This window comes from Baaleninema simplex PCC 7105, from assembly GCF_000332355.1.
In the GTDB taxonomy this organism is placed as follows: domain Bacteria; phylum Cyanobacteriota; class Cyanobacteriia; order Cyanobacteriales; family Geitlerinemataceae; genus Baaleninema; species Baaleninema simplex.
Window position 1 is genome coordinate 375,610 of record NZ_KB235962.1, and the last position, 14,705, is coordinate 390,314.

9 protein-coding genes are annotated in these 14,705 nt (G+C 50.3%); 2 read left to right on the forward strand and 7 right to left on the reverse strand.

Going from position 1 to position 14,705, the window contains the following annotated elements; genetic code table 11:
* Positions 1-270: 270 nt before the first annotated feature.
* The 7 genes from rpmB to GEI7105_RS34080 all read right to left on the reverse strand — a co-directional run bounded on the left by rpmB (position 271) and on the right by GEI7105_RS34080 (position 11,549).
* Positions 271-507: a 50S ribosomal protein L28 gene (gene rpmB, locus GEI7105_RS0126960; RefSeq protein ID WP_026097996.1), complete on the reverse strand. Its 237-nt coding sequence runs from the start codon at positions 505-507 to the stop codon at positions 271-273.
* A gap of 227 nt (positions 508-734) precedes the next feature.
* A complete protein-coding gene (locus GEI7105_RS0126965) occupies positions 735-1,727 on the reverse strand; it encodes a glycosyltransferase (RefSeq protein ID WP_017663472.1) in 993 nt (330 codons plus the stop codon).
* Between the two features lie 46 nt (positions 1,728-1,773).
* Positions 1,774-3,591, reverse strand: coding sequence for an ABC transporter ATP-binding protein (locus tag GEI7105_RS0126970; RefSeq protein ID WP_017663473.1), 1,818 nt, complete (start codon positions 3,589-3,591; stop codon positions 1,774-1,776).
* A gap of 25 nt (positions 3,592-3,616) precedes the next feature.
* Entirely contained in the window at positions 3,617-5,347 is a 1,731-nt protein-coding gene (locus GEI7105_RS0126975; protein ID WP_083862566.1) for a tetratricopeptide repeat protein, read from the reverse strand.
* 24 nt (positions 5,348-5,371) lie between these two features.
* Complete coding sequence (locus GEI7105_RS0126980; RefSeq protein ID WP_083862568.1) at positions 5,372-6,856, reverse strand: tetratricopeptide repeat protein; 1,485 nt, start codon at positions 6,854-6,856, stop codon at positions 5,372-5,374.
* A gap of 22 nt (positions 6,857-6,878) precedes the next feature.
* Positions 6,879-8,546 (reverse strand): tetratricopeptide repeat-containing sulfotransferase family protein, encoded by a 1,668-nt coding sequence (locus GEI7105_RS34075; protein WP_017663476.1) that lies wholly within the window; start codon positions 8,544-8,546, stop codon positions 6,879-6,881.
* 6 nt (positions 8,547-8,552) lie between these two features.
* Complete coding sequence (locus GEI7105_RS34080) at positions 8,553-11,549, reverse strand: glycosyltransferase (RefSeq protein ID WP_017663477.1); 2,997 nt, start codon at positions 11,547-11,549, stop codon at positions 8,553-8,555.
* Positions 11,550-11,687: 138 nt separating this feature from the next.
* On the opposite strand from GEI7105_RS34080, the gene GEI7105_RS32775 reads away from it, so the two are divergent.
* A complete protein-coding gene (locus tag GEI7105_RS32775; protein ID WP_144054071.1) occupies positions 11,688-12,572 on the forward strand; it encodes a sulfotransferase family protein in 885 nt (294 codons plus the stop codon).
* 134 nt (positions 12,573-12,706) lie between these two features.
* Entirely contained in the window at positions 12,707-14,683 is a 1,977-nt protein-coding gene (gene htpG / locus GEI7105_RS0127005) for a molecular chaperone HtpG (RefSeq protein WP_017663479.1), read from the forward strand.
* The last annotated feature ends 22 nt before the right edge of the window (positions 14,684-14,705 follow it).

Consider the following 14,705-nt stretch of genomic DNA (forward strand, 5'->3'; position numbering starts at 1 on the left):
AAGTTCAAAGGCTTCTTCGGGCGCGTCAGGATTTTGTGATTTTCGATACATTTTTTCTTGCCGGATGCACGGGAATTTCCAATTTTACCTCTTTTTCGGGTTCTCGAAGCCACGTCAAGACTCCTCTAAGCCTTACACCGTAAGCTTTTCACTTCTTTTCAGCAAGCCCTTTCTAGGAAAGTTCTGTAACAGCAAAACCGGGCTTCACCGATCGTAAAACCCGGTTCGATTGATGCTGGCTGGCTTAAAATCGGTCGTTTTCGGCTCGATTTAAAACTTGTTCAAGTCGATTCCAGCTTCTTTGGCAACGGCCGCCAGACCTTTACGTTGGATGGTTTTAATGGCTTTGGTCGATAGGCGCAGACGCACCCAGCGATTGCCTTGAGGCCACCAAATTTTTTTCCATTGCAAATTCGCTTCTTGCAAACGCTTAGTACGACGGTGAGAGTGAGACACCGCATAAGCGTTATTGGCTTTTTTTCCGGTCACTTGGCATCTGCGAGCCATATTTCTATTCTCCTGAGTTAAATTATCGTCAACTCTGCGATCGAGTGGCGCTCGGACACAAAACGCCCAGTCTCTCATCATATCATCGATCGCCCCCGGAGCGGCTCGCGGTGTTGGTCAGGCTGGACTTAAGCAATTAAACGTTAACCACACTAAATGTAGGGTGTGGTGGGCATTGCACACGCTACAAATGGAGTGAATGCGGTTGTTCTGTCAGGAAAACAGGACTATCGAACGTCGTCGGGAAAGCGCATATGAATCAGGAGTGCTTCGATATCGAACGGTTTGGGATACCGATCTACGAGACGACGCATCCAAGATTCGGGGAACAAGAGTGTGGCGGTCGTCCGCAGCAGCACTTTCCAGACGACTCGCCGCCGCCATAAGTCGCGATCGAAATATAAGGCCAAGGCTAAAAACCGAAACGCCGATCGCGCCCGTTTTCGTTCGGGGGTCAGATCGAGGGCTTTATACGTGAGATATTTGTACCGATGTCCCAAACACAGGGGTTCGAACTGTTTTAAGGACTCTGGGGCGTCTTGAAAAATGCGATCGATGACTTTCAAACTCGAGGCTTCCATCTTCGCCAGGTTAAACGATGCCGATCGCGTCAACGTCCGATAGAGAATCTGCGCTTTCGGTACGACGACAAACTGATACTTGGCCGCCAAACGTACCCACAACTCCCAGTCTTCGGCAGGAGGAAACGAGGTTTCAAAGCCCCCTACGTCGAAAAACGCCGATTTGCGAACGAGGACGTTCGACCCACTTCCGACGAAATCGTTAATTATCAGTTTCTCGTAGACGTTCCCTTCAAAACTCAGACGCGGACCGTGGCGAAAAAAGCGATCGCCTTCATCGACGTGTGCAGTCCAACTGTAGGCCACCGCAGCGTCGGGACGATCTTTCAACGCTTGAAGTTGCGCGTCGAGTTTGTCCGGCGTCCATAAATCGTCGGCGTCGATAAACGACAGAAACTCTCCCGAGGCTAACTTCGCGCCGCGATTGCGACTTTCCGCTTGTCCGGCGTTGGCATAGGAAAACACGGAAATTCTCGGATCGGCGATCGCTTTGACGATCTCGACGGTGTTATCGGTAGAGCCGTCGTCGATAACAATTAGCTCGAAATCGCGAAAACTTTGGTCGAGAACGGACGCGATCGTCGCTCGAATCGTCGCTTCGCCGTTGTAAACCGGAATCACCACTGAGATTAAAACCATGACTGTTTCCGCGTCCTGTTGCGCTAGCTCGATCGCGATCGCACTGTTACCGATAGTTTTGCGCTTGTGTCTCGAACAGTCGCGCGTAAATGCCTTGGCGTTCCATCAAAACTTCGTGAGGCCCGCTTTCGACGATGCGTCCTTTATCGAGGACGTAAATGCAATCGGCCATTCTGACCGTAGACAGTCGGTGAGTAATTAAAACGGCGGACTGACCCTGTAGCAATTCTCGAAACTTCTTAAAGACTTCGTATTCCGCTTTCGGATCGAGGGCGGAGGTGGGTTCGTCGAGAACGATAATTTGGGAGTTCCGCAAAAACGCTCGGGCGATCGAGACTTTTTGCCACTGACCGATACTCAACTCTTCACCGGTCTCGAACCGCTTGCCGAGAATATTATCGTAGCCACGAGGCAAACTTTGAATGACTTCATCGGCTCCAGCACGGCGAGCGGCCGCCACGATCCGTTCGTCGTCGGCGGGACAGTCCACGTTCCCGAGCCAAATGTTTTCCCGCGCCGTGAGGTGATATTTGGCGTAATCTTGGAAAATGACGCTAATTTGCTGCCGCAAGTCTTTGACGGTGAAATCGCGGAGATCGATGCCGTCGAGGGTCACGCGTCCGCCGTCTGGGTCGTACAGCCGACAGAGCAGCTTGATCAGAGTCGTTTTGCCCGAACCGTTTTCGCCAACTAAGGCGATGACTTCCCCCGGTTGCAGGGTTAGAGAAATGTCTTTCAGGGCTTGCCGTTCGCTACCGGGGTAATGGAAATCGACGTTCTCGAAGGCCAGTCCTTTTTGCATCGGACGCGGAACGGGTTTGGGGTAGGGGGGATCGACGATTTTGGGTTTGATGCTGAGAAATTCAAATAAGTACGACAGATATTGGTTGTCTTCGTACAGTCCGGCAACGCCTTGCAGAATGTTCCAAAGAGCATCGTAGGCTTTGCGAAAGGCTTGGTTGTAAAGGACGAGATCGCCGACGGTAATGTTACCTTGAACGGTTTGGTAGGCGATGTAGGCGTAGACGGCCCAAGTTGCGACGACTGAAATTAAGGTGGTAAAGAAGTCGGCGGTGGTGCGGCGAAACGTAATTTCTAAGCGTTCTTTCCGCAACCGCCACCGCAACCGCCGAAAGCGATCGGAAAAGAGTTTGCCCAGGTCGAACAGGCGAATTTCTTTGGCGTGCTGGTCGTTGAGAACGAGGCTGTTGTAATATCCGGCTTCCCGTTGGGTGGCGGTGCGTTTTTTCAACCAGCGGTGAATTTCTCGGACGAAGGCAACGCGTACGAGAATTCTCGGGATCACGGGAACGAACAGGACGATCGCGACTAACCAGTTAAACGTTAGCAGTGTCGCGCCCATCGTCGCGAGTTGGACGAGGTTACTGCCAACTTGTTGGAGGCGGTTGAGCAGTCGCAGGGGGACGCCGTTGGCTTCGCTGCGGGCCCGTTCGAGGATGTCGTAATAGGTGGGGTTTTCGTAGTGTTCGAGATCGACGTTGAGGGCGTGGTCGTGGATGATTTCGAGGAGGCGATCGGAAACGACTTGCTGTTGGTATTGGTTAACGAGGGTCGAGATCGAACTCAACATCGCGCCGGTGAGGTTGACGACCCCCATCGCGATGACGAGAGGAGCGACTTTGGCAAAGGCTGCTTCGGGATTGCTCGCGTCGAAGCCACCGGTGATGGCATCGAGGAGCAGTTTCATAATGTAAAGGCGCGTGATGGGAAGACAGCTTTGAACGATCGTCAGTGCGGTGCGGGCGATCGTCCAGATGGGGCCGCTTTCCCAGACGATACGCATCGCCCGTCCGAGGTGGATGACGCGCTGAGATTCAAATTGTAGGAGCTGACGGGTACGCATGAAGGTCGGGAAGGTAACGGGTGGGTTACGACCAATTGAAGGTCGTGCCTAGGAACGATTCGAGCTTTTGGTTGTGGGGACGATAAAATTCTGCCAGCTTTTGCCGAATTTCTGTGTGATTCGATCGATACGTACTGCTGTTGTATTTTTTATAGGTCTTCAAGGGGTATTGAGGCACGCCTAAAAATTGGTGGGTGGTTTGTACGATGGTATTTGGATCGGCGTTGAAAGCTTCGCTCGCTAGAACGAGAAACTGTTCGATGGGATAAATTTTCATCCATTTTTTTAAGAAGTTTAGGTATAACCCCCGTGCGATATAGTGGTTGCGGATTTGTGCGGGTTTTTCAACGGTTAAAGCGTTTTCGAGCTGTTCGGTTAGGGCGACTTCAAGCGGCCGCGTTTCTTTGTTGAGGCGAACCCAATGGTAATAATGAGAGATGGCGCGATCGACGGGATTTCTCAATAATACAATAAGTTTCATGTTGGGAAACTCTCGGTACATTCGCTCTGGAGCTGTGGGAAATTCTAAATAGGTGGGGCTGGCTTCTCCCATGACGAGCGGTTTGTCACAAGGTACGGCTGGAAAATGTGCGAGATACCACTGTACTCCTTTTTTATAGTTAAACGACCAAAAATGAATTTCTTTGTCTAACGACAAGAAGAGATTTGGGTGTTCGTTTAGGTAGTAGTATAAAGATGTCGTTCCTCCCTTTTGACATCCAATAATTGTAAAGTCTGGATGGGACGGATGAAAGGAAGTTTCGGGCGGAAGTTCGGGATAACGCCTGAGAATTTCTTGTTTAGAGCATTGTTGGTGGCAGGCGATCGCCTCGTCGAGTTTGCCTTGACGCGTCAAAACTTCGGCTAAGTTGAGATAGTTATCGAGAGGGTTGGGATCGGATTCTAAATTTTGACGAAAAATTACTTCAAACCTGTTTAGTTTTTTCTGTTTTTCTGTTAAGTTCCAAAGCCGTTCGTAACGCCACTTCCACCACGATCGCGTAGGATATTCTACGATCGCTTGCCAAAAGACAATCGCGGCAACGTCCCATTGTTTTTTCTGTCCTAAAATGCTCAGTAGTGTTTGATGGGTTTCCCAAGTCGCGACCCCTTCTTCCAGTTCGGTCTGACATTGAATCAAGCGATCGCAGTCTTTTCGATCTCCTTCATTTGACGTTTGAAGGCGTTTGACGATACCTTGAATAAAAATAGGGATGGCTTCGTTCCAGCGCTCTTGTTCTGCGATCGCTGTGGCAAGTTTTTCGTAACTTTCAAGTAAATCTGGTTGCAGTTCTAGGCTTCGTCGGTACGCGAGTTCGGCGTCTTTCCATCGTTTTTGTTGACTGAAAGCATTCGCCAGGTTTTGATGCGACCAAAAAAAGGAATCGTCGAGGGCGATCGCTTGTTTGTAAGCGAGTTCTGCTTCGTTCCATCGCTCTTGCTGAACGAGGACATCTCCTAGACTTTGATGCGACCAAAAAAAGGAATCGTCGAGGGCGATCGCTTGTTTGTAAGCGGTTTCCGCCTCGCTCCACTGTTGGACTTTATAAAAAGCATCTCCAAGTTCATGGTACGTTTGACTAGATTTACAGCTATTTTGGAGAGCGCGTCGATAGGCAGAAATAGCGCGATCTTGCTGGTTAGACTCGAGCCACAAATTTCCTAATTCGATCTGCGATCGCATTGGAGCGATCTTTAAAGTACAGGCTAGACGAATTCGCCAGAGTTGAATTATAAATAGCAAGGTGTTTTTCATGTTATTTACTGTTTTGCTCGTCGATTAGTCCCAATTAAATGAGGATTCGAGTATTTTTTCTAATTCTAAATTATAGGGTTTATAAAAATCATTAAGATATTTTCTAATTTTTGTGTTTTTAATTCGATAATTTCCTGAATTATAAATCTTTTTTTGTTTTAGATTGAATGAAGAAATTTTTAAAAAATCACAGACTTTTGTGATTTCTCGATCGGTATCTTTATAAAAAGACTCACTTTTAAGAATTAAAATATTTTCTCTGAACTTTTCTAGCCAAGGTTGGATGTTTTTTACATAAATTCCTCTGACAACGTAGTTGTCTTTTGATTTAAATCCACTATTTTTTGTGTTAAAATCTTCAATTTGCTGTAAAATTGCCTCTTCTAAATCTCGAGACTCTCTTCCTTTTTTGCACCAGTGATAGTAATGTGAAATAGCGCGATCTGTGGGATTCCTGAGAAGCAAAATCAGCCGAATATCTGGAAAAAACTTTTGCAATCTCTCAGCGGCTTCTGGAAAATCTAAATAAGTTGGGCTGGCTTCCCCGGTTAAAATCGAACCGTCACTCGGAAGTTCGGGAAAATGAGAAAGATACCAGTCTAAGCCTCGGTTATATTCTAACGACCAAAATTGAATTTCTTTTTTTACAGATAGCAAAATTTGAGGATGCTGTTCTAGATAGTAAAATAAAGATGTAGTTCCTCCTTTTTGACATCCGATCGCTATAAAATGAGGTCGGGCTTTCCAACTCGTGCGATCGCCATTTAAATGAGGATAGCGTCGTTCGACTCGCAAACGATTTGCTGTTCGATAGATGGGAATAACAGCCTCGAATTTCTGTTGTCGATCTAGAGTTTCTCCGAGTCCGAGATAGGATTCAACACTGTCGAGATCGAGAGCGATCGCATCTCGATAAGCTTTCTCTGCTTCCGTCCACTTTTCTTGGTTTTGCAAGACGTCAGCGAGGTTTTGGTAAGACCAGAAAAACTCGGAGTTTAAGGCGATTGCTTGTTTATATTCCTGTTCTGCTTCTGACCACTTTTCCTGTTGTCGTAAAACATCGGCGAGGTTTTGATAAGACCAGAAAAACTCGGAGTTTAAGGCGATCGCCTGTCGATAAGCAGTCTCGGCGTCTGACAACTTTTGTTGTTGTCGTAAAATATCGGCAAGGTTTTGATAATACCAGAAAAACTCGGGATTTAAGGCGATCGCCTGTCGATAAGCCTTTTCCGCATCTGTCCACTTTTCCTGCTGCTTAAAAAGGTCGCCGAGGGCGTGATAAGCAGATGAATCGTCAGGATTGTTTTGAAGGTACTGTCGGTAAGCGAAGATAGCGGCGTCGAGTTGTCCGAACTCTGTTTTAAGTTTCGCAATTTCGGCCAGCCAAGGCGAACGACTGACTCCGCGATCGCGAGGTAACATATTCTCGACGATCGCCGCTATGCGATAAACTATCAATTTTAGATATAAGTTTAATTTCAATTGACTATCTCGACGGAATTGGTACATCTGGAAAGACCAAACACACGAACTACAAACGAGTCCAGCTAAAGGATAAATCGAACTCGTCTTCAAGTTGCTGGTTGTAAGGACGATAGTATTCTTGCAGTCGCTGGCGAACCTCACGATCGGCAGGAGAATAAGAGCCAGAATTATATTTTTTGTAATTCTGTAGCTGGTGATGAGGCAATCCTAAAAATGCATCGACTCGTTCCAACGTACTGGATGGATCGGTATAAAACGCCTCGCTTTCAAGGACGAGCAGTCGCTCTCGAGACAATATACGTTGCCAGTGTCGGAGAAATTCAACATAAATTCCTCTAGCGACGTAATTTCCGTGTTGGTTCCACGGATGCCCTTTTTGTTCGAGATCGGCAATTTTGCGCTCGATCGCCGTCGGTAAATCTCGACTCTCTTGGTTGCGCCGAACCCAGTGGTGATAGTGAGAAATGGCGCGATCGACGGGATTTCTCAACAGAACGATCGCTTTCATGTCGGGAAAGACTTCCCGTAAGCGTTCGGCGGCTTCGCGAAAATCGAGATAGCCGGGACAAGCTTCTCCGGTTAAGATACTGCCATCGTCCGGGGTCGGGGGAAAATGTGCCAGATACCAATCGAGACCGCGATTGAATTTCCACGACCAAAATTCAACTTCTTTTTTAATCGTGGGCAGAATTTGCGGGTGCTTTGTCATGTAGTAATACAGAGAACTGGTTCCGGCTTTCTGCGCCCCGAGGACGATAAAGTCGGGACCGCGAACCGTTGCCCGATCGCCATAGTCTTCTAGAAACGAAGGTGCAATTTTAGTTAAATACCGCTGGGTCGCCGTTCGATAGTAGGGTAGGGATTCGGCAACTTTATCTTGGCGCGTGAGGGCTTCTCCGAGGTTCAAATAAACGTTAACGTTAAGGTCGTCGGGAGCGCGATCGATGGCGTGACGATAGGCTTGGACGGCCGCCTCGAGTTTTTCCGCCTGTTTTAGCGTTTTCCAGAAGTAAAAGTGGTACGACCAGGGATAGGCGGGATCGATGGCGATGGTGTCGAGGTAAACCTCTGCGGCTTCTTCGTCTCGTCCGAGTTGGCGTAAGGCGGCGGCGAGGTTGCAACGACTCGAAAACGCCACGTCTTGAGAATTGCGAGCGATCGCTTCTCGGTAAGCAGCGACGGCGTCTTCCCAATGTTGTTGTTGTTGGCACATTTGCCCCAGGTTTTCCCAACTGATACAGCTGGAGGGGTCGGGGTTGAGTCGTGCTGCTTTTCGATAGGCGGCTTCGGCGTCTTTCCAGTTTCCCGCATCTCTGAGGAGATCGCCGAGATTGTTGTGAGACCAGGGAAAGTTCGGGTCGAGATCGATCGCCTGGCGGTACGCGGTCGCGGCGGCGTCTGTTCGACCTTGCTGTTGAAGCACGTCGCCGAGACCGTGATAGGCTTCGGCTTGCTTGGGATTGCAGGCGATCGCCAAGCGATAAGCGGTCTCGGCTTCGGGCCAGTTTTGCCGATCTCGAGCGGAGCGAGCCAGTTCTAGGTAAGCGCGATCGCGTTGAGATTTGGGAACGAGCCGACACCGCCAGCGAGCGAGGCGAGTTTGCCATTTCGCCTTGAGTCGCGAGAGCGAGCCGCGACCGCTACGGGTGACGTCTTGCCAACGAAACTGTCGCTCGATAAAGCGTTTGAGAGGAGAAAGCGGTTGAGTCAACATCGCGGCTTAGGAAATTTCCATGCGGGTATAGCGCAGTAGATCCGAGTGCAGTTTGGGAAAAGTGGCGAAGCGATCGAGAATTCGCTGCGTCCAGGCTGGGGGAAGCAACGCCGTCGCTCCAATTCGCAACCACAGTTTAAAGACGAACCATCGCTCTTGCCACAACTGCGGCTCGTTTTTCAATACCGTCCAAAACAAGCGAGCGGCTAACTGACCTCTGGCTTGGGTGGGTTCGCCGTCGAGGGCTTTGAACGTCAGGTATTTATACGAGTTCGCGTAGGTTTGTTTCTGGTAGTCCGGTAGGAGATCGGGACGTTCGACAAAGGGCGGTTGCGTCGGGGCGCGACGAAAGGCCGCTTCGAGTACCCGTAACTGCGATCGCTCCATGCGTTCGACGTTGGCCGATTGGGAGGTGGGAACTTGACGGTAACGCAAATGCGGTTTTTCGACAGCGACGAAATGGAATTTTTCCGCCAGACGCAGCCACATATCGCGATCTTCGGCCGGCGGGAAATCCGGGTTGAATCCCCGAACTTGGTAAAACGCCCCCCGCCACATTAAAACGTTCGAGCCGCCTGCGATAAAGTCACTCAGCAGCAGCTTGGGATAGATGTACCCGTTGCAACTATAGTCGCATCCCCGTGCGAGGTGCTTGCCGTCTTCGTCGATCCAATCGACCCAACTGTAGGCGACGGCGGGTTTGCGGTTTTCGTGCCAGCGTTCGGGGTCGTTCGGCAGCTTCCACTTGACGATCGCATTATATAAGTCCTCGAGTTTGTGGGGCGTCCAGAGATCGTCAGCGTCGAGGAAAGCGAAAAATTCTCCCTGGGCGTGACAGGCGCCTCGATTGCGACTTTCGCCTTGGCCGGCGTTGGGATAGGAAAACACCTTGACGCGCGGGTCGTCGATACTTTTTACCACTTCGACGGTGCGATCGCTCGATCCGTCATCGATGACGATAATTTCAAAATCTGTAAAGGTTTGTTGTAAAACGGTGTCGATGGTTTCTGTGATGGTGTCTTCGGCGTTGTAGGCTGGGATAATCACCGAGATCGCGGGATAGGGGCGCGATCGCGTGTATTGAAACAGATCTTCGGTACGAAACCCCGGATCGGTGTCGGGGTAAAGTTGCTGGGCGATCGCGTGAGGTAATACGCTGTGAGCGGTGGCGGCGGCGGCGATATCGGCTAAAAGCGGGCTGTATTCGGAGGCGAAAAGGTCGTACTGGAGGATTTTTTCGACGAAGCCGACGACGGCTTGGCAGGTTTCGGCCGTCCAGGGGGGTTGAAGGGCGCGATAGGTGAGGTAATGGTACAGGTTGGTCAAACTCTGCGATCGCAGGGACTGAAAGGCTTGGGGGGCGCTGTGGTAGGCGCGATCGAGGACTTTCAAACAGAACTGTTCTTGACGGACGACCTTAGAGGAAACGGAAGCAGCGGTGAGGCGATAGAGAATTTGCGCTTTTTCGACGCAAACGAAAAAGTAGCGGTACGCCAGACGCAAAAACAAATCCCAATCGTGAGCGACGGTAAACGACTCGTCGAACCCCTCGACAGCGGCAAAGGCGTCGCGACGGATGAGGGCGTTCGAGCCGTTTTCGAGGAAATCTGCCAGCAACAAGTGAGACAGCACGTCGCCGCTGACGGAAAGGTGGCTTCCCGGTCTGAGAACCTGTCCCGATTCGTCGATGTAGTCAGTCCAACTGTAGGCCACGGCGGCGTCGGGGTTCGCGTCCAAGGCTTCGAGTTGCGCTGCAAGTTTGTCTGGCGTCCAGAGGTCGTCGGCGTCGATGAAGGAGACGTATTGTCCGAGGATGTGGTTGAAGCCTCGGTTGCGGGTGGCGGCGGGGCCGGCGTTGGGATAGGAAAACACCCGCAGGCGGGGATCCTCGATCGCTTTGACGGCGTTGAGGGTGTCGTCGGTGGAACTGTCGTCGACGACGAGAACTTCAAAGTCTTTAAAGGTTTGATTGAAGAGGGAGTCGAGGGTCGCTCTGACGGTCGTTTCGCAGTTGTAAGCTGGGACGACGACGGAGATTTTCGGGTAGGGCGATCGCGCGATCGCCTCGAGAAAAAAGCTGCGATCGAAGGTTTTTCCCACCCCCGCCAACCAATTTTCGTCTAAGTCCGAGTTGGCGGCGAGAAGGGCAGCACTGACGAACTCCGATTCGTCCCGAAATGCCGGATCGCTCTCGGCCAGATAGCGCAAATAGCGAGAGGCGAGTTCGCGGTTTTTGGGAACGAACGGACGGCGAAACGCCCAGTATGCCAGATGTTTGTAGAGATTGGTCTGGCTTTTCCAATGGAGCGACTGAATCGATTCGGTTTCTCCGGCGAAGGCGCGATCGAGAACGGCGAGACGGTCGGTTTCCCACTGCTGCAAGTCGCGATCGCCCCAGTCTCCACGAACCACATCGACGTGGGGAACGCAGGCGAAGGGAAACTGACGGGCCAACCGCAACCCCATATCCCATACCGCAGCCGTGTTGAGGTTTTCGTCGAACTCTCCCACGGCGTTGAAGGCGGTTTTGCGAACGAGGGGATTGGAGGGGGTTTCGAGGAAATCCCACACCAGCAGGTACGGCCAGAGGTTCCCCTGAAGTTCCTGGTGGCGGTTTTTCCAGGTGAGGGTTTCGTCGGCGAATTCGACCCAACTGTAGGCGAGTTCCGCCTCGGGATGGTTGGTGAGGACGTCGAGTTGGCGTTCGAGTTTGTCCGGAGTCCAGCGATCGCCGACTGTAATGAAGGCGATGGTGTCTCCCGAGGCTTCTCGAAGTCCGAGATTCCAACAACTGACCCGATCGCGGTTTCCCGCAGACACCACGCGCACGCGCGAGTCGTCGATCGTGGAGAGCCAGTCCGAACCGTTATCCTCGGTTTTCCGGTGGAGAAGAATCACTTCGAGCTGCTCGGCGATCGTTTGGTGTAAAACAGAGTCGAGGGTCTCGTGGAGAAGGGAGATCTCGTCGCGATCGCTGGCGATAATGACAGACGTTAAGGTCATGCGGGCAGAAAACAAGTTGAAGTTCGCACGTTCTCTTCGGATCTCGCTGTAGATCTTGGAGTTAAGGTTAAAAGATGCACTCTTCCACGATCTTACGTGCAATTATATAAATTGAAATCGGGAAAAATTCGGATCTTGATGTTAAGTTTTCTTAAAGCAAAACCCACAGTATTTGTGGTTGGCTGTCCGCGATCGGGGACGACACTGCTCCAAAGTCTATTGGCGGCTCATCCGAAAATTATGTCGTTTCCAGAAACGAAGTATTTTATTTTTTTGCAACCCCATCGAGAACCGAGGCGTAAAAAATACAAAATTGTTTCCCGACAACTCTACCCCGTTCTCGAAGCTTTTTTGATCGAAGACCTCAACCGACCTGAGATGGCTCGTCGGTTGCCTAAAGTGGGTTTAATTGGGTGGTATACGCGCGTATTTTTTGGCTTGCTTCACGATTTAGCCTGGGAATCTCAAAAAAGCGTTATTGTTGAAAAAACGCCCGAACATATCGACCATCTCGACGAAATCGAACGCTACGTTCCCAATGCAAAAGTCATTCATATTATTCGCAACGGACCGGAAGTTGCGGCGTCGATGTACGAAGTGTCTCGTCAGTATCCGAAGTGGTGGAAAGGTGCGAGTAGTTTAGACTACTGCGTCGATCGCTGGATCGAAACGGCACAGCGGAGTTTAACCTATTCTCAAAAAGAGAATCATTATTTAGTGCGTTACGAAGACCTCGTCTGCGATCCCGAAGCCGTTCTCGTTCCCCTCTGCGAGTTTTTGGGGGTTCCCTTCGACCCGAGTATGCTGACGAACTACCAAACGACTTCCGCGTCGCTGTTGCGCGATCGCGAAAAATGGAAGCATAAAGTCTCTCAAGCCATTCAACCGCAGAAGTCCGATCGCTTCGATCGCGTCTTCGATGACGACCAAAAGCAATACGTCTTCGATCGCATCGCCGAAGCCGGACTGTCTCACCTCTACATCGATCTTCCGTCTTCCCCTCCCAGCCACGCCGACACCTAACGCAGCGATCGCCTCGTTTTAAGGAAAAGGTGGGGAAAACCGAATCGATGGGGACGGAGAACGCCTGAAGCTCAACGGCCGAAAATCCCAGAAGATAAAGATCGAAGCAACGTTTACCTTCATCTAACGGTACTATGACTGTCCTCGAGAAAGGCAACATTACAATCCATACCGAGAACATCTTCCCGATTATCAAGAAATCTCTCTACTCCGCACATGAGATTTTCTTGCGGGAACTCGTCTCCAACGCCGTCGATGCGATCGAAAAGTTAAAAATGGTGGCGTTTGCGGGAGAATACGACGGCGACACGGACAATCCTAAAATTACCATTACCGTCGATAAAGATAAGAAAACCCTCTCCGTCACCGATACGGGAATCGGGATGACTGCTGACGAGGTGAAAAAATATATCAACCAGGTCGCCTTCTCCAGTGCCGAAGAATTCGTGCAAAAATATCAAGGCGGCGCAGACCAACCGATTATCGGCCATTTCGGTCTCGGGTTTTATTCCTCGTTCATCGTGGCCAAAACTGTCGAAATCGATACGCGTTCTTACAAAGATGGCGCACAGGCGGTTCACTGGACTTGCGACGGTTCGCCGGAATTCGAGTTGACGGACAGCGATCGCACTGAAGTCGGAACCACCGTGACCCTGACGTTACAAGACGAGGAAACGGAATATCTCGAATCTTCTCGCGTTCGCCAACTGGTGAAAACCTACTGCGATTTCATGCCGGTTCCCATTGAATTTGAGGGGGAAGTTCTCAACCAACAAGCAGCAATTTGGCGCAAGTCTCCTCAAAACCTCAGCGACGAAGATTATCTCGAATTTTACCGCTATTTGTACCCGTTCCAAGACGAACCGCTGTTGTGGGTTCACTTGAAAACAGATTACCCGTTTGAGATTAACGGAATTCTCTATTTCCCCAAACTGAAACCGGATGTCGATGTCACCCAGGGCAATATTAAATTGTTCTGCAACCAGGTTTTCGTTAGCGACCATTGCGAGGAAATCGTTCCCAAGTTCTTGATGCCGATGCGCGGCGTCATCGACAGTCCCGACATTCCCCTCAACGTTTCTCGGTCGGCGTTACAGGTCGATCGCAAGGTTCGTAAAATCGCCGATTTCATCGCGAAGAAAGTCGCCGATCGCCTTAAAGAACTCTATCAGGAAGACAAAGACCAGTATGTCAAATGCTGGAAAGATTTGGGAACCTTTGTCAAGTTCGGATATATCAACGACGAGAAGTTTAAAAAGCAAGTCGAAGATATTCTGATTTATCGCACGACGGCGAATTTGAGCGGTAGCGATGAGGAAAAACCCACCGTTCAAGTGGAAACAGAAGGAGATGCGTGGCAAGATGTTTCGGCTGAAGGTGGAATCGTCTACGATGGCGAGTCTTACACCACGTTAGAGGAGTACCTCGAACGCAATCAGAAACGCCACGAAAATCGGGTGTATTACTGCACCGATCCGGTGTCGCAAGCGACGTATGTGGAACTTCACAAAAGCCAAGGTTTGGAAGTTCTCTATCTCGATTCGTTCATCGACACTCACTTCATCGGGTATTTGGAACGCGATCGCTCTGAGGTGAAGTTTTCTCGGGTGGATTCGGAACTCGACGAAAACCTCGTCAGCCAAGACAAAGATACGGAAATCGTCGATCCCAACACCAACAAAACCCGCAGCGAACAGATTAAGGAACTGTTCGAGAAGGCGTTGAACAAGCCGAAATTGACAATTCGGACGGAATCGCTGAAAGCCGACGATCCTCAAGGTACGCCTCCGGCGATGGTGTTGTTACCGGAAGCCATGCGTCGCTTGCGGGATATGACGGCGATGTTGCAACAGGAAAAAGCAGAGTTTCCTGAAGAGCATATTTTGGTCGTCAACACGTCTCACCCGATGATTCAAAATTTGGCGTCGTTGAGTCAGGGTGCGATCGTTTCTGAGGGAAGTTCGCCGTCTGCGGAGTTGGCGAATTTGATTTGTCATCACGTCTACGATTTGGCGTTGATGTCTCAGAAAGGTTTTGATGCAGAGGGTATGAAGCAGTTCGTGACGCGATCGAACCAGGTTCTCACCCAGTTGACCAATAAAGCGGTTTAATTGGTGTTATGTAGAGGCGTTG

Bases quoted from the DNA above. Each gene is read 5' to 3' on its own strand.
- rpmB (WP_026097996.1), bottom strand. From the start codon at position 507: ATGGCTCGCAGATGCCAAGTGACCGGAAAAAAAGCCAATAACGCTTAT.
- GEI7105_RS34080 (WP_017663477.1), bottom strand. From the start codon at position 11,549: ATGACCTTAACGTCTGTCATTATCGCCAGCGATCGCGACGAGATCTCC.
- GEI7105_RS0126965 (WP_017663472.1), bottom strand. From the start codon at position 1,727: ATGGTTTTAATCTCAGTGGTGATTCCGGTTTACAACGGCGAAGCGACG.
- htpG (WP_017663479.1), top strand. From the start codon at position 12,707: ATGACTGTCCTCGAGAAAGGCAACATTACAATCCATACCGAGAACATC.
- GEI7105_RS0126970 (WP_017663473.1), bottom strand. From the start codon at position 3,591: ATGCGTACCCGTCAGCTCCTACAATTTGAATCTCAGCGCGTCATCCAC.
- GEI7105_RS0126980 (WP_083862568.1), bottom strand. From the start codon at position 6,856: ATGTACCAATTCCGTCGAGATAGTCAATTGAAATTAAACTTATATCTA.
- GEI7105_RS32775 (WP_144054071.1), top strand. From the start codon at position 11,688: ATGTTAAGTTTTCTTAAAGCAAAACCCACAGTATTTGTGGTTGGCTGT.
- GEI7105_RS0126975 (WP_083862566.1), bottom strand. From the start codon at position 5,347: ATGAAAAACACCTTGCTATTTATAATTCAACTCTGGCGAATTCGTCTA.
- GEI7105_RS34075 (WP_017663476.1), bottom strand. From the start codon at position 8,546: ATGTTGACTCAACCGCTTTCTCCTCTCAAACGCTTTATCGAGCGACAG.